Genomic DNA, 19,849 nt, shown 5'->3' with positions numbered 1-19,849 from the left:
GGAAACTCGCATGTTAGAACAAACAGAATACACACCAGATGAGCTGTTTATTAGCGCACCAGTCACGGCGCGAGCAACCATCAAAACGGGCGTATCTTTTCCTGCTCGAACCCCATTAATGGTCGACGCGACTGACGCCGCCACTTTGGTGGAATGGGACGGTACACCAGGCAAAGCCATCGCTATCTCGGCTCGTGATGTGACGAATACAGGCAGCGACCAAGAATCGACAGTTTACCTACAGGGTGGCTTTCGTATCGGTTTTGTGAACTGGCCAGATACGGTCACAACCAACAAGCAAAAACGCGCTGCTTTCCTTGGCAGTCCAGTTTTCGTAGACGACGAATACTAATTCGTCGTTTTCTTTGAATTCAGAAAAAAAAGAGCTTCTTATGCCTGATAATTACACCACTCGCGAACTGCTTGGAGCCATTCAAGAAGCAGGGATTCGTCGCGACAACTTCTTCATGCGCTTCTTCTTCCGTGAGATGTATACCTTCGATACGGAAAAAGTCGACCTCGACATGATCCCAAATAAAACTAAGATTGCAGCATTTTGCTCACCGATGATTGGTGCCGCAATAGACCGCAATCAAGGCTTTAAAACCTCAAGCTTTAAGCCTGCATACGTGAAGTCAAAACACGCAGTAACGGCAAACCAAAGCGTTAAGCGCCGACCAGGCGAGCCAATCACAGGCTCTATGTCGGCAGGTGATCGTCAAAACGCGATTGTGATGCAAAACCTCGATATCGAAGAGCAAGCGGTTCGTGACCGTGAAGAGCTGATGTGTGCCGAGATGGTCTACGACGGTAAAACCGTGATCGACAGCCCTTACATTGATAAGCCTTACGAAATTGATGCAGGCCGAAATGCGGACAACATGATCACGCTTCTTTCGGCGGCTCAGTGGGCGAATCAAGACGTTGAGAAATACGACATCGTTGGTGACATTGAAACTTGGGCGGCGATTTCTGAAGGCCTGACGAACGTCATCATTACCGACCCTAAAACGTGGGCACTGATGCGTAAGTTCAAGAAGTTCAATGACGCGCTGGAAACTCGCCGTGGCTCTAACTCTCAGCTTGAAACCGCGCTAAAAGACTTAGGTGCAACGGTTAGCGTTAAAGGCAATCTGGGCGATGTCACCATCATCGTGGTGGATGAAGAGTACATCGACCGTGACGGCACAACGAAGAAAGTTCAACGCGACTTCACGTTGATTCTGGCGCATACCGAACTGCGCGGTGCGCGTCTGTACGGTCAAATCCAAGACTTATCCGCTCAGCGTGAAGGCTTTGATGAAGCCGAACGCTACGTGAAAGATTGGACGGAAAATGGCGATCCAGAAGTTCGCTACACCAAAACGGAAGCCGCCCCTGCGATGTACCTCATTGACGTTAACAAAGTTGTTGTCGTCAAAGTCGGTTAATCCTGACCACCACTAACGAAAAGCAAAATGGGTCCACGGACCCATTTTTACTTTGGAGCCAATCATGAGCCGAAAAGAAAACCTGAAAAAACGTGTTGATGAGCTTTGCAAAGAGCTCGGTATTACTGAACCGCAATATTCAGACAAAACGACCGAACCTCAGCTAAATAAAGTCATCGACGATTTGGAAGCCAAGTTACCAGACATGGACGAATCCGATGATGAAGCACAGTCGCAAACGCAAGGAAATGACGCTAACCATACTGCCGGTGATCAAAGCGAGCAAACCGAGAGTCAAACCAGCGAAAAATCGGAAGTGCTTATCGGTGCTGCGGTCGAATTACCCGATGATGCCACGGTTCTAGACGATGGTGAGCCGCCAGAAGTCAACGCCGATGAAAAAGGCAATGTGCAAGTTCTCGTGGATAAGCCGTTCCAGTGTTTGCAAGGCCAAAAGACGGTGCTGCTCAAACGTGGCGATAAGCCGTTTTTAGATGAAGAAACCGCGATGGAAGCGGTGGACGCAGGCTTGGCGTATTTCGTCGCGACGATGTAAGGCCGCTTATGTTTGATAACGAATTCGACCAGTTAATGGAAGAGGTGGATAACACGGTTTCTGAAGCGTTTGGTGTCTGGGTAAAAGTCAATGGTGGAGAACCTATCAAAGCCATTTATGACGAATCTCTAAACCAGTTTGACGCTATGGCAGGCATCGCTCGCAAGCTGACATTTAAGAAAGCAGACAATGTCAGACCGAAGAAGGGAACACCTATCGAGTTCGTTTCCTCGGGCAGAAAGCTCACTGTCACCAGCGGCCCTTATCCAGAAGACGGAAATATTGTGGTGATCTTATGAATAGCATTGATCGGGAATTGGCGCTAGCCGTTAAAAACCTTTCTTCATTACAAAGTAACGCGGTACCGAAAGCCAGTGCAATGGCGATTAACCGTGTGGCTGCTCGAGCTGTTTCTCGGTCAGTGAAAGACACCGCAAAAGCCGTTCGTATCAAGCAAAAAGTTATTCGCCCTCGCGCGTCGATAACAAAAAAGGCCACAGGGAAAATGCCAGTGGCTTTTGTCAGAGTGCGCAGGTTCGATGTTCCTGCCATCTCTATCGATACGGCTAGAACCCAAATTCGGCGCAAGCGAGGGCAATACCAAATCAGCCGAGTTAACCGAGGTCGAAATGGTCGTTACCAAAAGCGAGAGTTATCCGGTAACACCGCCATTGTTGTCGGTCGGCACCGATTCGAGAACGCCTTCTTACAAAAGCTGAAGAACGGTCGTTGGCACATCATGCAACGTGTCTCGGATGCAAGGCATCCCATCAAAGTGTGCAAGGTGCCAATCGTGAATGAAATCACCAAAGCATTTAAAAAGCACAGCGATGAGTTGCTTAGAACGGACATGAAAAAAGAGCTGTCCAGCGCGATGAAGCAACAAATCCGCTTGGTTATTCGCAGAGAGGTTGGTCGTGGAAATTAACAACGCCATACGCAAACAAGTCGTTGCTGATTTGAAAGCAGGGTTAGTCGATGAGACTGGCGAGTCAATCATCGCAACGTTTTTTAATGGCAACCCCAGATACATCGCGGTTCCCGAATTTGAAGCTGAAGAGAATGATACGGACATCCCTGCCATTTCAGTCTCCGTCTCTGAGGGCCAGTGCGTTGAAGAAGATTTTGAAGAAATCACATGGCGCTCTGAGCTGACTATCAGAATCTATCTGGTTGCAGACAACAACACGGAGCAAGAGCTCGACGCATTAGGTGAAGAAGTTCGCAAGATCATCACCAAACACTACACCGCCAACGGTCTTCTCGACCTCTGTAATCGTCAATCGTTTGGATACGCACAAGACGAAGAACAGCCATGGGGAACGCTGGACTTGGCATTTACTATTGAATACACCGAAGAGGTTTAATCATGTCGGACCCAACTCAAGCAATTAAAGGCGCTGGCACTACGTTCTGGCGCAAAAAAGACGACCAAGAACTGCTAACGACGGCAGATTATCTTGATGACGCCAAGTGGGACAAGATAGGCGGTATCAAAGAGCTTCAACCAGGTGAAATCACCGTGGAAGATGAAGAAGATAACTACCTAGACGATCCTAATGCGGACTGGGCAAAGACCACGCCAGGTCAAAAGTCAGCAGGCGAAACCAATTTAACTATCTCTTGGAAACCAGGAGAACCTGGCCAACAGCAGCTCATTGATGATGTCGACAAAGGAGTGGTGACCGAGTATCGCGCCAAATACCCGAATGGCACGGTGGATGTGTATTCTGGCTACATCAACTCATTGGGTAAAGCGGTGACGATTAAAGAGAAAATCACTCGCTCAGTTAAATTCAAAAACGTTGGCAAGCCAAAACTCGCGGAAATGCTTATTGCTGAACAAGCCGCTGGCGCAGGAGTATAATCATGACACCAGACTTTTTAAAAACAAAAATTGTCGATATTGAAGGTCAAAGCGTCACCATTACTCAACTATCTGGTTTAGATAGACTGAATTACATGGACTATTGTGCAGAAATTCCCGATCCAGACCGACCAATAGAACCTGCTGAAGATGCTAGCCAGGAAGAAAAAGAGCGTTACCTTCTTGATTTGAAAAAGTACTCAAACGCTTGGTTCCGCATCAACTTCATGGCTCAGGCTCGTTTGGTCGCGTATGCCTATCGTGGTGATGTTGATGACCTAGATGAGCGTCATCAGCAGATCATGTCGATGATGACACCGCCACAAGTTGAAACGCTTTATTTTGAAATAGCCGACTTCTCAGGGTTATCTACGCCAAAGGAGCCGGATGCTACTGAAGGCACCTCGGATACCACTACTACCACTGAAACCGCTACAACGGAAGAAAACACCACTCAGGAACCGACCGACCCAAAAGTCTAATTCGGGATGAAATTGAGTTTGCCATGGACCTTGCCCGAGAGTTCGGGCAAGTCTGTTGGCGCACCTTGTTGGCTTCCATTAGCGGCGAAGCTGTTGTGGAGTGGCGTGAATACTTTTCAAAACACGGCTTCAAGCACCAGATGGACAATCTGCGCTTTGCCGTAACCTGTTCTTCAAACTGGAATGTCACGGCTATGGCCGCAGGCTGCAAGGACGAAAGCGTCCTCAGAAGCTACCAAGACTTCCTGCCAACCTTAGAACATCCCGAAGAAGAATCGAAAGAATACACCGACGAAGAGCTGATGGCGTTGAGCGCGTCGGCAGGAGGAGTTCGCCTTGAGTGCCCAGATAGCTGATTTTAATATCCGCTTCAATACTGAAACCGCCAAGTTTCAGAAAGATGTGGATTACGCCAAAAAGATGCTGCGCGGCTACACCAAAGAAGCCAAAGCGGCGAACGACTCAAACCTATCATTAAGCCGCTCTTTAGAGCAAACCGCAGACCGCGCCAAAAACGCAGGTCGCGGCGTGTTAGATGCTGCAGGTTATGTCTCGGCAGGTATTGGTGCCGTCACAGGTGCCACGGCTTACCTTATTACGCAGCAGGCGCAACAAGCGCGTGAAATCGAAAAGATGGCCACCGTTGCTCAGGTATCAGTTGAGCAAATTCAAGCCTTGGGATACGCCTCTGAGCAGTTCAATATCAGCGGCGAAAACATGGCCGAGATACTGAAAGACGTCAACGACAAGCTGGGCGACTTTACCGAAAATGAAGGTGGTGAATTTGCCGACTTCATGGAGAACATCGCGCCAACAGTCGGCCTGACCATTGAGAAGCTGCAAGAGCTGTCGGGTCCCGATGCCTTGATTGCCATCAAAACGGCGATGGACCAAGCCAACGTTCCAATGAAAAGCCAGATATTTTATCTGGAGAGTATTGCGAACGATGCCTCGGCCTTGATGCCATTGCTTGAAAATCAAGGCCAAAAGCTCTTTGAGCTGACCAAAAAATACGACGACTTGAACGTCTCGATGTCGGAATATGACATTGAGAAGTTCAAAGAGATGGACCAAAAGCTCACAGATGTTGGTCTTAAACTTCAACGTTCTTTTGCTAATGGTGTATTGGGCGCTAGTGAACAGATAGACTGGTTTACCGATCAGCTCGTCGTCTCAGTTGATTATTGGGGTGCTCTGTTCGACAGCATGAGCGATAGCCCTAAAACTAAAAATGGTTTACTGAAGAAACTTGGTGATGCTCGCGATGAAGCGAAAACCGTCAAGATAGAGCTTGAGAGAGCGCAGAAAGCTCTAGAGGGCTTGCAGGCAACAGAAAGAAGCGCTGAAGGCAATGTTGAAGTTCAAGCACGTATGGCTAACTCGCGCTTTAGTGAAAGAGTTAGCGCTCAAGAGTCCAAAGTTGCCAAGCTCGCTGCAGAGTATGAAGCGCTCATCAATACCGTTGATAAGTATCAGCGCCAATATGAAGACCAAGAGCTTGGTTTTAACCGTGATGGTACGGGTGATGACACCACCAAGCCACAACCGCCCATTCGGACTTTAAAAGACGATCCTAGCGTTGGTAAAGCGCAAGCCTCTGGCGCATCGCGCCTAGCATCGCTCGATATGCAGTACGCGAGTGAGCGTGAAAAGCTCATCTTAGCGCATGAACAACGCTTGCGTGACATCGAAGAAATGCAGGTGTCCGAGCAAGAGTTAAAGCGTCGTGGCTTTGATACTTTGGAAGCGTTAAAAACCGAGTACAGCGATCGAGAGAAAGAGTTCTTTAGAACCTCACAAGCCGAGTTTGAAGCAGAGCAAGAAGCGGCGCTGCAACGTTCTGTCGATGCATTCGCTCGCAGTGAAAACGCCAAAACCGAAAAGGCCAAAGTCGAAGCTGAAAAACGGGCGTATCGTGAAGAGCGCTTGATGCAAGAGCGCGTTCGAGGCATGAGCAACTTCCTCGGTCAAATCTCTCAGCTACAAAACAGTGAAAACAAAAACGCCGCTCGTATTGGTAAAACCGCAGCGCGTGTCCAAATCATGCTTAACGCTTACGAATCAGCGTCAGCGGCATACAAATCTCTGGTTGGTATTCCTTATGTCGGTCCTGGTCTTGCTGCGGCTGCGGCAGGTACGGCTATGGGCTTTGGTATCTCTATGGCCAGCAAAGTCGATTCAGTATCGAACATGGCGCACAACGGGATATCCGAAGTGCCGATGTTGGGTGGCCGAATGGAATCCGACTGGACGCTGAAAGCAGGTGAGCGCGTTTACACCAATGAGTCCGCAAACCGAATCGACCAAATGTATAGCGCCATCATGGCCATGCAGCGTCAGAAGTTCGCGATGAATGATCCAAGCCTTGCTTCGGCCAAGGCAGGGTTGGCCGTTGGAGGTCGTAACGTGGTGAACATTTACGGCGCACCAGAGGGTGCGAAAGTGAGAGAGCGCCAAGGTGACAATGGTGAAAACATCACCGATGTCTTTTTGGAAGACCTCGACTCTGACGGGCCAATGTCTCAAGGGATCGCGCAGCGCTTTGACCTCAAGCCAGTGGGAGTATAAGCACTCATGATAATGATGTACCCAAGCTACCTGCCACATCCTCAGTTTCCCGACAAAATCGAACAGATGTCCAATCGTATTTCCACGGAAATGTCGACAGGGCGTACTCGGGACCGTCGTCGGCATGTCATCGTGCCGACGTTCCAAACCCTCGTGTTTCGGATGCCAAAGGACAAAGCAGCTGCGTTTCTTGGTTGGGTAGACCATGCACTCAGTGGTGGCATTCGTTGGTTTACCCTAAACCAGCGCACCGAGCTGGGCGTGGTTCCCCTACAAATCAAAATGAAAGACCACCCACTCAAAGACGCCAAGCAAAAAGGTGGCAAGTTTTACTACACCGTGAAATGTGAAATTCGCCAATACCCAATCCAAAGCGAAGAAATCACCGTTGGCCAAGTGTTAGCTCCACACACGCTCGAAGAGTTTGTGGCAGGCGCAGACATGAGCCGTTACTACACAGAGAGCTGGAAGCAATGACCAATAGTAATAACTTCTTTGAATTGATCGAAAGACAGTCACAAAATGTGGACTGGCTCAATCAAATTTTAAAAGGTGGTGACGCCACCACTGTCATCATTGATGGTGTGGAAAAACCATCAATCAGCAAAGATATCGCTGATAAGTGGTTGCCTATTGCCGCTATGGTTCAAGGGCGTCAAGCGTATGAAACAAAAGCCTTGCTTGATGCCTCCGGTGAGCCGCCTGCCGATAAACCAATGGCTGAAGTTTGGAATGACCCAACCGATGACAATAATGGTTTATATGGCTGGGCAGGAACACAGTGGACGAAGTCTCCTTATGATGGATTGATGGCTGCGGCTGATGCACTGGCTTCAGCAGAAGGTTTTTTAGACGGTGAAATATCTCGTTGGGAATATGTTGGCGCTGAAGGGGTCAAGTTCTACATTGATGAACCAGTGTATTTCCGTGTTAAAGGTACCGCACTTCACCGCCTTCCATTTCCAATGGAGTTCCAGCTTGAGCGGACACAGCTTGCGTACGTGGATGACGACATTCGTGATGCCGTTACGGGTGAGCTAATTCTGCAAATCGTGGATCACGCCAATTGGTATAACTTAAAACCGAGTCATAAGCGTAAAGTCGTTGCCAGTAACTCCTATAGTGGTGTCTGGTCTTCACCATTAGCGGTGTCGAATATTGAAGAGGCGATGAAAAGCACCTTCGAGGCTGGCATTTTAATTAAAGATGTCGAGTTTATTGGTGGGACGGTGGAGTTCACCTTTGGTGATGGTCTAACCGATGCCGCTTATGAGGCTTTTAAAGGCTCTGTGGGGTATTTATCAGACATTCAGCCATTTACGACCAATGGTAAATACACATTACCGCAAGGTTATGGCTTGTTCTTAGACTTTAACAAAGCCATAGATGGCCAAGCTCTCAGCGTAGAGTTAACACCGAATGTTATTCAAAGCGCAGCCAATGGTCGTCGAGCCTTTATCCGTGGCACTAAGGTGTTGTTGATTGCAGCCAAGACCGTGAATGGGATTCCATCCTTTTATGGAAAATTGGCTCAGCAAGCCTTTGCACTTTGGTCAGGAAAGCAACTGATCTCACCGCTCAAGGCCCAGCAATTTATCTCTCAGATGCCACTGACTGTGCCCATAACCACCAAGAAACTCAGTGGTCATGATGTTGAGTTCACGGTCCCGATTTACTGCTATGTCTCATTTCCGGTTGACCCGTTACAACCTAAAAAAGGTCAAAAGGTACTGCGAACTAACCAAACGTTCAAAGTGGTCGCTCATGAGAATGAAGTGGTCTATTTTGATTCTCGTCAATTGGATGCAACGGGGCATTTAATCCCTCAGCAAGGTAGCTATTACAGTTTTGCTGAGAACGTTGATGACATGCCTTATCGCCGCATCATTGGTTGGACTCGTTCATCAGGTTGGCATGGGGTAAACAGCACGGGGACGTCTGAAAACATCAGCAAGAAGATTGACCTGTCGCATAATATTTTTGTTGATGATGCCAAAAAGGCACCAAGCCGAGACAATTCGGAAGTCGAGTCCATTTACTTCAAAGCAGCTGCTGGTAGCGCTTGGCAGGTTTACACGGGCAGCTATGGTGCGACCGTTGTTGAATGGTCAGAGGAAATCAAAGCAGAAATCGCATCACACGGTTACATCGAGCTTAAAAACTTGCAGGGCATCTACTGTGATTTTAATCGACTAAACGCTTCCGGTCGGGTAACGGCATTCAAAGTGAGTAACTTTGACTCTGGAGAGAGTTATGGTCGTGACGATTCTGGGTTCCTATTGCTCGGTTATAAACGAGTCAATTCAAGGGATTTATTTTTTGGTCAGCTAAAAAGCAAGATTGATCGATTCTTCGAACTGAACACTCATCCGTATTACGCGCAAATGGACCGAGTGGCATTTGTGCAAGATGGTTCGATCCCCTCGTATGACTCAGTCACCAGAACCTTAACTTGGTCAGATGAAGTTATCTTCTTAACGCCCTGGATGGATGAAACGGGTTATCGTCGCGGTCGAGTCAGAATCAAAGCGGGCTCCATTCAGTTTCCATCTGACAACTATTATGTGGCATGGATTAATAAGTCGGATATTTTGTCGACGGATGATGCGCTTGGTGTGCCAACTGAAAAAATCCGTATTGGTCGCTATTACGAGTCCGATGGATGGCAGGGTGATGCAAACGCCATAGTTTTAGGTTATTGCTCCTATGGGCGATTTACCCGAGTTGCTTTTCCACCAACGAAAGGAACACTGGAATACCCAAGCGAAGATGGCACCGAAGCCAACTCGTTTACTCAGATAGTGGTTGATGTATTAGAGCCAACCAGTGATAGGCAGCGTGTCTATGTCAATATTCGAGACGAAGCCAGTACGAAAGGGAATTACATTCGCTGGGTGTTTGAGCGCCTAACGAACTTAGACCCTTTGCAAAACTCGGATGTATGGCACATACAACGCGCTTATGTGATTAGCCCTGATCTCACTAGCGTGGTGAAAGAGGTGATCACAGGTGGGGAGAATGAAACCGCCATTATGGAACAAGGTAAAAGTGATTTTGTTGGTGGCATGGCCCACGGTGATGAAATTAGCTTGTGGGTGAACATGCAGGTGGATGGCATTGAAATTGACCCTGCTACGCCAGCGCGTTACCACGGCAAGGTGTTCAAAGTGCAACAGCATTCGCAATTGTATGAAGAAGGCACCCAAGCGCAAGTCGAGTGGTTTAAGGCGTGGAAAACGTGGGAGTTCTCAACTGATGGCGTAGATATTTCGCAAAAGTTGGAGTTTCAACGAGATGCCGAGATTCATTCGTTTTACAACTGCTTCCTCTGCATTGCCCGAAATCAAGACGAAAACAGCATGGCCACCACGGCTCAGTATGGTTCGGTTGCGCCTTACTATGAAAAGGAAGATCTCAGACCATCAGAGCGTCCAATTGTCTATTACCCATCTCCAACCAAAGCCATTGCGTTTGGTGGCGGCGTGAGTTACTCGGCAGAGTTCTTGGAAGGGTATGAGCATCAAGACGCAGCGAATACCGAGTTTAACCCAGCAAACAACATCATGTTTTTCCAAAAAGGAACAGGCTACAACAAGATGTACTTTAAGCAGGGATACACACAGATTCGAACTGGCGCGAGTACCTTTACTCGTTATCGTTATAAGGTTAATGCGGATTTATAATCATGAAAGCTATAGAGGTTTATTACGCCTCTGCTCCTGTCGATAAAATCCCCATCCACACCATAGAAATCAAAAATGAAGATGCGTATCAGAAAGGCGAGCCGGAATCGGTCATTCGTCTGGCTGACGGTTTCTATCATCTTGAAGTCGACGGTGTGGAAGGCATTTATCTTGGGCTAGAAACAGGGGTAGAGACCTTCTTTCGAGCGTCGGCGTTCGGTGTGTCATTACCGGGTAAAAGCGTCAAAGGGAAACAGAACCTGCAATTCCAGATTGATAACGTGACGGGCGAGGCCCGTCGCTTTATTGATAAAGCCATGGAAGATGGCAGCAAAGTGACCATCACGTATCGCTTTTACTTGTATCCCCATGTCTCAGCACCTGCCGAGCCACCCCTCACGCTGACGGCGGTCAGTGAAAAAGACAACATTCAAACCGTCGGCGTTGTCGCGTCGTTTCATGACTTGGTGAACCGAGCATGGCCAAAGCGCCGCTACACGCCAACGATCACCAAAGGACTCAAGTACCAGGGGAACTAATGACTTTAAATGAGTTAATGGCGGTGCCCTATCTTGACCATGGTCGTGACGAGCATGGTCTGGATTGTTGGGGATTTGTTCGTTTGGTTCGCCACCATCATCACGGCTTACCCCTATTGGACAGTTTTGGGACCGTGGACCCAGACGACAAAGCAGGCATGACCGACGCCTATCACCAATTGGTGGGTGGGTATGTTGAAACTGCCCCGATAGACGGCGCAATCGCATGCCACCTGATTGAAGATACTTTGGTGCATGTGGGTGTCGTGGTGAATGAAAACGGGCTGAAAGTGGCTCAAACAGGGCGAAAAATGGGCCGACCTTGGCTCTGTAGCCTGTCTGATTTTGAGCGTATGTCACTAATTACGAGGTACTACATCGAACATGACTGTACTAGCGGTTTATCCCAACAAGCTCAATCGTAGTAAGTGCGAGTTTACCCCAATCAAACCTGGGCAAACGCTCAATGATTGGATGGCTGCGAACATCAAAGGTTACTACGTATCAGAAACGCCGCCGTTTTCTTATTTTGTGAATAAAAAACAGCTCACTTCCTCAGATTGGTTTGATTATGTTTGGCAGGACGGTGACTTAGTGGAGTTGGTTGCTGAGCCGAAAGACCCTGCAAGTATCGCTTATGCGGTGATCGCGGTGGTGGCGGCTGGCGCGGCCATCTACGCCATGAACCAAATCCCTGACAACTTCCAGAAAACCATGCCAGAAGGCAGTCCGATTTATGAGGCCAACGCACAAGGCAACCGAGTGCGATTGATGGGGATCATCCCTGAGCTGTTTGGACGCCACAAAACCTTCCCTGACATCATCAGTGAGCCGCATTGGTATTTCTCAGAAGATGAAGAGTACCTGCTCATGATGACCGCCATTGGCAATGGCGAGTTTGAGCTTACGGGCGACGACATCACCATCAGTGACACGCCTGTGTCTAAATACGCAGGGGATATCAGTTATCAAGTATTTGCGCCAGGGGAGGACGTGACCAGCCACCCTGCGCACGAAAACATTTACACCTCACGCGAGGTCGGTTCGACGTCTTCAACGGCAGGGATCGAGCTAGAAGGGCCGATTAACTCCATCACTCCGAGCCAAGTCAATGTGGTGGACGATACGCTCGGTGTGGTGAGCGATGTGGATGGGCTCGCCACAGAATACTGGCCTGTTGAATGGGAAGCTGGCCACATCATCAAAATATCCGGTTCGCCTGGTATTCGTGAGATCACCGAAGCAAGTGGTGATGGTGGCTGGCGAGACGAAAATGGGGCAGACATTCTTAACTTTTGGTCGCGTGACCCTGATTTGCATAACTGCAAACAAGGCGATTATGTTGAATACCCGACCAACTATTACGTCCCACATGAAGCCGACCCCGTGGTGGAATATTCCGTGGGCATGGTGGACATTAAGCAGACGTTCGAGGTCAATGGCGAGACGTTCTATGCGCTGCGCATCTTAAATGGTGAGGGCTACTGGATAACGGTCGACACCGTACCGTCAGAAACGCGCCATCATCCCATCAAGTTTCACGGCACGGACGATGGCCGCTATATCATCCGTGAAGCGAACAACCCGAAAGGCCGAGTCGATAGGCTGTATCCCGAAGGGACGAAAGCGCAGGTGTGGTGGGATGTCTTCACGCATCAAGGCGAGAACAAAGGGTGGACGCTTGAAACCGAAGTGGCACTGCCTGGTAAGCCTGCAGGCCCACACTTTGCCTGCCCAGCCTCAGAGGTGGCCGATAAGATTTACATCGACTTCAAACACCCTGACGGCCTTGGATACGTGAACAAGAACGGTGACACCAACGCGCTCACTGTCGAGGCCATGATTGAATGGCGCGGAGAGGGAGAAACCGAGTGGAACCAAGTCAAGTACGAGCGCAGAGATGGTACTCGCGATCAGCTTGCGGAAACTATCGAAATAGACTTAGGTCGTAAAGTTCGTCCTGAAGTGCGCGTGTATCGCATCACCAACGACAATAAAGACCTCAAGTATTTGGATCGCATCGAGTACCGCCGCTTGAAAGCGCGACTTGATAGCAACACCAAGTATGACGACTTCACCACCATCGCGTTCAAAATCCGTGGCAGTAACTCGCTCTCGCGTAGCGCGGAGAATAAGCTGGGCGTGGTGCCAACCCGTAAACTGCAAATTCCAGATGGGCTAGGAGGTTGGACGCAAGAGCTTTACCCGACCCGAGACATAGCACCGGCTATCCGCTACATCATTCTTGATAGTGGATTGAGTGATGTTCACATCGGTCATTATGAGTTGCTGCGTTTGCATGAGGTTTGGAAAGCCAGAGGGGATACGTTCGACGCAGTATTCACCGACAGCAGCACCTTGTTTGAGGTATTGAAGAAAGTCTTGCTCGTCGGTTATTCCGAGCCAACGCTCAAGTACGGTCAAATCATTCCGGTACGGGATGAGCCAAGAACCACTTTTGATTTTCAGTACCAACCGGACAACATGCTTGGTAAAGGCTTGGAGCGCTCAGGCAGCTTTATTCGCGAAGAAGAGCCCGACGGTGTGGAGGTGGAATACTTCTCCACTCTGACATGGAAACCGGAAACCATAATGTGCTTGCTGCCTGGTGACCTCGGCATCAAACCGGAGAAAGTCAGAGCGTTTGGAGTGACCGACCCAACTAAAGCGTGGCAATTTGGTATGCGAGTGCGACGTAAGAAGCGCTACCGACGCTTTCAGTATTCATTCCAAACCGAGATGGATGCCTTTAACTCTAACTACCTCGATTACGTTGCTTTGGGTGACGATGTGCCAGGTTACGCGCAAAGCGGCAGGTTAGAAGGGTTTAGCATTCAGAACGGCAAGACGCACCTATGGCTGGACTTGCCACTGGAATGGGAAAGCGGAGTGCATCACATCACCGTCCGAAAACCCGATGGTAGGGCATCAGGGCCGCATGTTTGCACCAAAGGGAGTCATCCTAACGAAGTCATCATCACCAGTAACTTGGGCTTTACGCCCTCACTAGACGGCGAAATGGAACCACCATTGTGGCTGTTTGGTCCAGCGGATAAGTGGTGTTATCCAGCGCTCATTAATGATGTGACGCCACAAGGCACTGAGAAGTGCAGCGTTAAGGCGGTGAACTATGATGTGCGTGTGTATGAGGATGATGACAACGAACCCGACGAACAGGGATACCCAAAGTGGCTTAAAGAAGCGCCCTAAATTCGTAATAGTTCTTCTATTAGTTTTGCTAGTTTTGACTAATGAGCTCTAGCCGAAATCAACATCATACTTTTTGAGTTGCTCAAAGTAGCCTAAGCGCATAGGTAAATACAGAGTATTTTCTTCTTCGGAAGTTGGTTGAAGATTAAATGGCAGACAGCTGTGAATTACAGAATTGTACATAAGTCCCTTATGTAATTAATATGTTCGTCAATTTGTGACAGTTTTAACCTAAGCACAAAAACGGGTTTAACTCATTGACCGAGTTAGCTGATTAAGGGGAGCATTATTCTTTTTGAAGGTTTGAAAAGAAAATGGAAAAGGTAATTTTGGGAAAGTCTCCCGTTCTGAAGCTGCCTTTGAGGCCAAAGAACCCGTCAGGCTTAGAGATGGCGATATATAGATTTCAGGTTAAGGCGTACAAGCATTACCACAAGATAAAGGACCTAGATAAAACCTCGCCTAAAGAGGTTAAAGAAGCAGAGGAAACAATTGCTCATTTGAATCGAGAACGTGCCAAGATTAACGCGCATGCACAGTTGCAAGAGCAGTTGCTTGCAGATTTGGAAGCGTATCGAGACGACAATAAAGATAGCTCTCATACAGAATTGGCAAAGGAAAAACATCATCCTACAACACGCTTGGCAAGTAACTTGTATGCCATTGCAGAGCCAAAGCCGTCACCAAATCATGCAGCGCATCATATCATCATGGGGAATGGCCGTGTTAGGGCCATGACTAACGCTCGGTTGCAAATGTTCATGTACGGGATAGGCATCAATGATTCAATTAATGGAATTTGGCTCCCTCGTTCTACCGCCTACAAAGGGCATTACACTACGCCAAAAGCGCCGACGCACTCGCGCATACATGGCGATAACTATCAGAGGTGGGTTGGCAGGCTGGCGGTTATTCGCAACAATGAAAGTGCATTTAGAGCGAGGCTTGTGACTATCAAATCTCAGTTAAAGGATGGCTCTCATCCTCCCAAAATTCTTATGAAGAAAGATCCATCTTGGAAGCCAGCTTAATGAGTATATATCAGGTAAGAAACCTCAATCGTTACTTTAAAGTTCTTGAGCATGATCCGTTTCAAAGGGCTATTGATGCGGGCGATGATGCCCTGTTGGACAGGCTTTTCAATGAGCCAGTAAGAGCGCAAGGATTGGCTGATGTTTGGGTAGAAGAGAGTGTGGAATTTACCGCTCACTACAAGACGTCTGTAAAAATCCCGGACATCTCCGTTTGGGGTGCGAGCTTGGTGCTAACGCCTCGAGCGGTCGAAGTGTTAAAGCCATACATTGAATCAGATGGTGAGTTTTTACCTATCGTGATTGATGGCGAGAAGTTTCAGGTTTTCAATGTCATGAGTTTTGGCGAAGAAGACAAGGAACATACGAAACACGAATACATTGATGAGCATCCGGTTGGCTTGGAGTCGCTCAAGTTCGTTGAGTCTAGCGTTGCCGATAAGTACGTTTTCAAGTCATTGATGGAAGGGTGTGAGTTGTTGTATTGCGATGACAAGCTAAAGAACTTGTGCAATGAACATGACTTACGTGGTGTTGAATTCGATTTAGATCTATTGGATATATTCGACTACTAATCAGCTATTTTAGATTTAACTTAACTTATCAGCGAATTAAATCGCCTTGTGCTTATTTTTAACGCTGATAAGTGCTGACTCATACTCGATCTTACACATTTTCGGGTTAGCCACGACTAGATCATACAGTCGGTTTGCTGGTGTCAAAACTCACAATTGGACAAAAACTTCCTAGGACTTTTTAAATTGGCAGTTGATAAATTACCTTGGGTATGGAAAAGCGTTCAACTTATTTGCATTGGCCTTTTGATGCCAAGGCCTTAGAGAGTCTTCCTTCATAGACTCGATAAACATTAAAAAAAGGTATAAATGCTACCAAATCTAAATCAATCAATTTTTGTATGTAGGAACGGATTACAAAGTATGGGTCAATTAACTTAGACTCTTCTTCAGCACTAAGAAACCAATAAGAATTCCAATCAACATTTAACTTGGCCCTTCTAGCGATATCTTTCCCGTTGAATCGGGAATTATTGAGGTTATTCATCATAGGGTGAATTTTTGCATGTCGGATAACAAACTTCTTGACGTTAGACAGCTTGGATTTGTCATTATGGTCGAGGTAATATAAAACGAGTGCTTGCCAGTGTTTTCGTGGTGTTGTGAATATCCAGTCACCCTCAATAGGAATATCAAGTATGGTTTCAAAATAATCAATATAATCCTTCGTGAGTGAGTTGTTCGCCGGGTATTTCTTTGCTTGCTCCCATTGGTCAATCCAACTAGGTGAAACGACAGTATTAAGCCACTGCAAAGCTCCCGCAAGATCTTCTCTCATTATGTAGATAAAGGACTCTATCTGACGTTGCTCGGCCTTTTCGTACTCCTGTTGTCTGAGCTTATCTTGCTCAACAATTGCTTGGTGCTCTCTCACCTTTTGCTTAAAGTCTTTATCAGCCCATTGTCTCCGTTGTGCCAGTGGAGGTTCTACTAACCATGATATATATTCGGGGTTATAAATAGCCTGCCTTATTTGTTTTGCGTCATATAACCTATCGTCATTGTGGAGATAGGATAAGTCTATTTCTATTGCAATCTGGCCAGCTTTACGAAATGCTAATGTTTTCTCTAAAGAATTCGCGTGGGTAACCTTAATTTCTATAGCAATTGACTGGTCACCTTTGTAGCCTAAACAGTCAACTCGGTAATGCCTGAACTCTTCTTCATTGTGGACCCTATCAAACGTAACTCCTCGAGTATTAGTTAGAATGTATGTCTCAGTTATGACGTTATGTAAAGTCAGCTCATAATGGATCGGAGGCAATACTACTTTCATTTCATTCTGGATAACCGATTGGGCGTATCGGTGAAGATATGTCATTGGAGTGTAGCCATTACATTCGGAACCACCTTCATGAGAAAAATGGTGCGAAACCAACAGACCTTGATTTTTCGCAATAAGAGGTCGCCCACAGCAAGGGCACTGGGCACCACAGTTTTTCCCATTACTAACCTCATCGACGTGAACGATGCGACCATCTTTTAGGCCAAAGGGGACTGACATTGAAATTCTCTTTAGTCTTATTACAGCTCTAGTTCAAGCTTGTGTATGGTTAAAATGTCTAGACGAAAAATGGACAAAGTACATAGATAAAAATTGGGAATGCTATATCTATGTGCAATAACGATAGTCGAAAGACGGAAATCTAAGAGCTGTGGCTAGTGAAATTAATAAACTTAGCTCCAAACCATAACTTATTCTAGGTTTGCCATAAGGTAGTCAGTTAAGGCATTTGACGCTCTTTGGGTTAGTTCATTAATAAAGTATTGAGCGGAATCACTTCCCGTTCCGCCATGCACTAAAGTTCCATATATTGGTGAGGTGTAGAGCACAAAGGCGCTATTAGGATGTTGAGTCCCGAATCTAACGTCCATGCTAACCGAGTTTCCTCTTATGTGCCCAGATACACTTTGTTGCGGCAAACATACATATTCAACATTAATAAATAAGCTAGTGTCTTTCGTTGGTTTAATGCCAGCTCTAACAAACTCACCCTCAATACGTCTCTCAACATCATTACTGCTGAAAGGGCATTCATTTAACGCAAACACATAAAGGCCTAAAGATGTTGGGTCTTCTTTCCTCATCCATTCGGTGGACGCACTATGGGCAGAAGTCGACAAGATAACTAGTAAGCTGTACATCAGTTTTTTCATATTATTAACCACAATTAAAAAATGGAAAAGGCTATCATAAACGAAAATTTAAACTCATTTATTGTGTTTCAGATTGTAAGTTTAGTAATGTGAATTAACTTAGTGTTGGACGGCGTTATTGACTAAGGCAATCAAACTTTTCTATTTAAATAACTTTGGTTAAAGATACCTTGCATGTACAGAATGTGAATGAGCTTTTACTTTAAGTGATAACGGGGCAGGACCGATTTATGGCAACCTGTGAAACCTAGTCACATCGAGATAAAGAAACTGACAGATTGCATTCAGACTAATTCAAGTTAGTTGATAAATGGGGCAAGTTTGGGGCAATAATGGGGCGAGTTAAGCATACATTTTTAAATGTTTAGGATTTCTTTTGGTCATCTATGAAGTGACTAGGAGAATCTTCATGTAGAGTTTATTTTCTTAATTTGTTGATTTTTATTGATTTATTTTCAGTCCACTAATGACGGATCATTTTTGTGGTTGATATGATGAATTGCAGTATAAATCTGGGTGGTTTTTACATCGGTGTGACCAAGCTGCTCTTGTACTGTTCTAATGTCAGCACCAGACTCCAATAAATGTGTGGCAAAGCTGTGCCTGAGTGTATGGCATGTTACTGTTTTCTCGATACACGCATCCGTTGCAGCGCGCTTTACCGCTCTTTGTATTGCACTTTCATTGATATGATGCCTTCTGAGCTCTCCGGTGTCCCGATCTGTACTTAACTTTGTTGATGGGAATAAAAAGTGCCAGTTAAAATCTAGCTCCGCTTTTGGGTATTTACGTCGTAAACCTTCAGAGATGTATACACCCGCATAACCAGGCATGTGTCTATCTTTAAAATAGTAATCTCTTGCTAAATTAACCTGAGCTTTAAGCGGCTCATGTAGCTCTTTTGCTAACGTTACGGTACGATTTTTACCTCCTTTTCCTTGCCAAACACGAACTGCGCCATAATCATAATCGATGTCCTGAACTCTTAAGCGCAAACACTCCATGACTCGAAGCCCTGAGCCATAAAGCAACTGAATATGGAGTTTATACCTCGGGTCGATATGTTGAACGAATCGTCGGATCTCCTCCCTAGTTAATACAACGGGAAGTTTCTTTTCGGTCAGGGATTTCTGAAATCTCATATCAAGTGATAGTGGAGTTTTGAAATAATCACGATATAAAAATGATATTGAGTTTAGTGCCAAAGCTTGCGTTTTTACCGCAACTTTTTCTTTTACCGCTAAGTAACTCAGGAACTGAACGACATCATCTTCTGCTAGTGCTGAAGGGTGGGCAAGCTGGTGGAAAGTGATAAAGCGTTTTATCCAAAATAGATAACTTTCGATGGTTTTATTCGCATAATGACGAGTAAGCATGTGCTCTTTTACACTAAGTAAAAACTGACTTTTCATGATAAAGTTGACCTGTTTATTTATACAGTTTCTTTAATCTATCACCTCTTTTGTAATTAGCGTCCATTGCGCCGTCTAATTGCGCGCGCGACCACACATATTCATACTGTTTTTCTATTTGTTTCATGCATATAGGTGCTACGATTTATAGCGCTTTTGATCAGAAAGAGGGCGGTAGCTTGCCAGAAAGGAGGCAAATTGCCGTATAGAAAGCGTTAGCCCTCAAGGAGAAAATATAAAATTGTTTGAAAATCATTTAAAAAGGACAAAGTTTTTGCTGTTTTTACAGGGTATATCTGTTGCAGTTACTCTGTTTCTACTATTTACTTTGCTTGCCCA

General features: G+C 46.5%; 20 protein-coding genes. 17 read left to right on the top strand and 3 right to left on the bottom strand.

The window, feature by feature from the left end; genetic code table 11:
* The first annotated feature begins 10 nt into the window (after positions 1-10).
* From L3V27_RS15185 to L3V27_RS15105, 17 genes are all read left to right on the top strand, one after another.
* Positions 11-352, top strand: a complete 342-nt coding sequence (locus tag L3V27_RS15185; protein ID WP_005376958.1) for a head decoration protein — start codon at positions 11-13, stop codon at positions 350-352.
* 40 nt (positions 353-392) lie between these two features.
* Positions 393-1,430, top strand: a complete 1,038-nt coding sequence (locus tag L3V27_RS15180) for a major capsid protein (RefSeq protein WP_005376959.1) — start codon at positions 393-395, stop codon at positions 1,428-1,430.
* Positions 1,431-1,494: 64 nt separating this feature from the next.
* A complete protein-coding gene (locus tag L3V27_RS15175; protein ID WP_025500505.1) occupies positions 1,495-1,986 on the top strand; it encodes a hypothetical protein in 492 nt (163 codons plus the stop codon).
* A gap of 8 nt (positions 1,987-1,994) precedes the next feature.
* Positions 1,995-2,285 carry a hypothetical protein gene (locus L3V27_RS15170; protein WP_005376961.1) on the top strand — a complete coding sequence of 97 codons (291 nt, stop codon included), beginning with the start codon at positions 1,995-1,997 and terminating at the stop codon, positions 2,283-2,285.
* Positions 2,282-2,914 carry a phage tail protein gene (locus L3V27_RS15165; RefSeq protein ID WP_005376962.1) on the top strand — a complete coding sequence of 211 codons (633 nt, stop codon included), beginning with the start codon at positions 2,282-2,284 and terminating at the stop codon, positions 2,912-2,914. Before L3V27_RS15170 ends, L3V27_RS15165 begins: the two co-directional genes overlap by 4 nt.
* Positions 2,904-3,353 (top strand): phage tail terminator protein, encoded by a 450-nt coding sequence (gpU, locus tag L3V27_RS15160; protein ID WP_047104193.1) that lies wholly within the window; start codon positions 2,904-2,906, stop codon positions 3,351-3,353. Before L3V27_RS15165 ends, gpU begins: the two co-directional genes overlap by 11 nt.
* A gap of 2 nt (positions 3,354-3,355) precedes the next feature.
* Positions 3,356-3,853, top strand: coding sequence for a phage tail tube protein (locus L3V27_RS15155; RefSeq protein WP_237312210.1), 498 nt, complete (start codon positions 3,356-3,358; stop codon positions 3,851-3,853).
* A 2-nt stretch (positions 3,854-3,855) separates the two neighbouring features.
* Positions 3,856-4,335, top strand: a complete 480-nt coding sequence (locus L3V27_RS15150; protein ID WP_237312208.1) for a phage minor tail protein G — start codon at positions 3,856-3,858, stop codon at positions 4,333-4,335.
* A 23-nt stretch (positions 4,336-4,358) separates the two neighbouring features.
* Positions 4,359-4,691, top strand: coding sequence for a phage tail assembly protein T (locus L3V27_RS15145; protein ID WP_025632816.1), 333 nt, complete (start codon positions 4,359-4,361; stop codon positions 4,689-4,691).
* The gene (locus L3V27_RS15140) at positions 4,672-6,903 is read left to right on the top strand and encodes a hypothetical protein (RefSeq protein ID WP_237312206.1); all 2,232 of its coding nucleotides are present in this window, start codon (positions 4,672-4,674) and stop codon (positions 6,901-6,903) included. Before L3V27_RS15145 ends, L3V27_RS15140 begins: the two co-directional genes overlap by 20 nt.
* Before the next feature lie 6 nt (positions 6,904-6,909).
* On the top strand, positions 6,910-7,380 hold the full coding sequence (locus L3V27_RS15135) for a hypothetical protein (protein WP_237312204.1): 471 nt from the start codon (positions 6,910-6,912) through the stop codon (positions 7,378-7,380).
* Positions 7,377-10,586, top strand: coding sequence for a hypothetical protein (locus tag L3V27_RS15130; protein WP_031812300.1), 3,210 nt, complete (start codon positions 7,377-7,379; stop codon positions 10,584-10,586). The genes L3V27_RS15135 and L3V27_RS15130 overlap by 4 nt, the downstream gene beginning before the upstream one ends.
* Positions 10,587-10,588: 2 nt before the next feature.
* Positions 10,589-11,125: a DUF1833 family protein gene (locus tag L3V27_RS15125; RefSeq protein WP_005376972.1), complete on the top strand. Its 537-nt coding sequence runs from the start codon at positions 10,589-10,591 to the stop codon at positions 11,123-11,125.
* Complete coding sequence (locus L3V27_RS15120; RefSeq protein ID WP_025766778.1) at positions 11,125-11,550, top strand: hypothetical protein; 426 nt, start codon at positions 11,125-11,127, stop codon at positions 11,548-11,550. The genes L3V27_RS15125 and L3V27_RS15120 overlap by 1 nt, the downstream gene beginning before the upstream one ends.
* A complete protein-coding gene (locus tag L3V27_RS15115; protein WP_237312202.1) occupies positions 11,510-14,335 on the top strand; it encodes a host specificity factor TipJ family phage tail protein in 2,826 nt (941 codons plus the stop codon). Before L3V27_RS15120 ends, L3V27_RS15115 begins: the two co-directional genes overlap by 41 nt.
* Before the next feature lie 314 nt (positions 14,336-14,649).
* Positions 14,650-15,366, top strand: a complete 717-nt coding sequence (locus L3V27_RS15110) for an AHH domain-containing protein (RefSeq protein WP_140340489.1) — start codon at positions 14,650-14,652, stop codon at positions 15,364-15,366.
* Positions 15,366-15,941 (top strand): hypothetical protein, encoded by a 576-nt coding sequence (locus L3V27_RS15105; RefSeq protein ID WP_140340487.1) that lies wholly within the window; start codon positions 15,366-15,368, stop codon positions 15,939-15,941. The genes L3V27_RS15110 and L3V27_RS15105 overlap by 1 nt, the downstream gene beginning before the upstream one ends.
* 229 nt (positions 15,942-16,170) lie before the next feature.
* Here L3V27_RS15105 and L3V27_RS15100 read toward each other — a convergent pair whose 3' ends face one another.
* The 3 genes from L3V27_RS15100 to L3V27_RS15090 form a co-directional block, all read right to left on the bottom strand.
* Positions 16,171-17,445 (bottom strand): hypothetical protein, encoded by a 1,275-nt coding sequence (locus L3V27_RS15100; RefSeq protein WP_237312201.1) that lies wholly within the window; start codon positions 17,443-17,445, stop codon positions 16,171-16,173.
* Positions 17,446-17,636: 191 nt separating this feature from the next.
* Positions 17,637-18,098, bottom strand: coding sequence for a hypothetical protein (locus L3V27_RS15095; RefSeq protein WP_005376978.1), 462 nt, complete (start codon positions 18,096-18,098; stop codon positions 17,637-17,639).
* 455 nt (positions 18,099-18,553) lie between these two features.
* The gene (locus L3V27_RS15090; RefSeq protein WP_237312199.1) at positions 18,554-19,510 is read right to left on the bottom strand and encodes an integron integrase; all 957 of its coding nucleotides are present in this window, start codon (positions 19,508-19,510) and stop codon (positions 18,554-18,556) included.
* Between the last annotated feature and the right edge of the window lie 339 nt (positions 19,511-19,849).

Source organism: Vibrio sp. J2-3(2022), assembly GCF_021725735.1.
In the GTDB taxonomy this organism is placed as follows: domain Bacteria; phylum Pseudomonadota; class Gammaproteobacteria; order Enterobacterales; family Vibrionaceae; genus Vibrio; species Vibrio diabolicus.
Note: the sequence above shows the minus strand (reverse complement) of the source record. Positions and strands in the feature narration are given on the sequence as shown.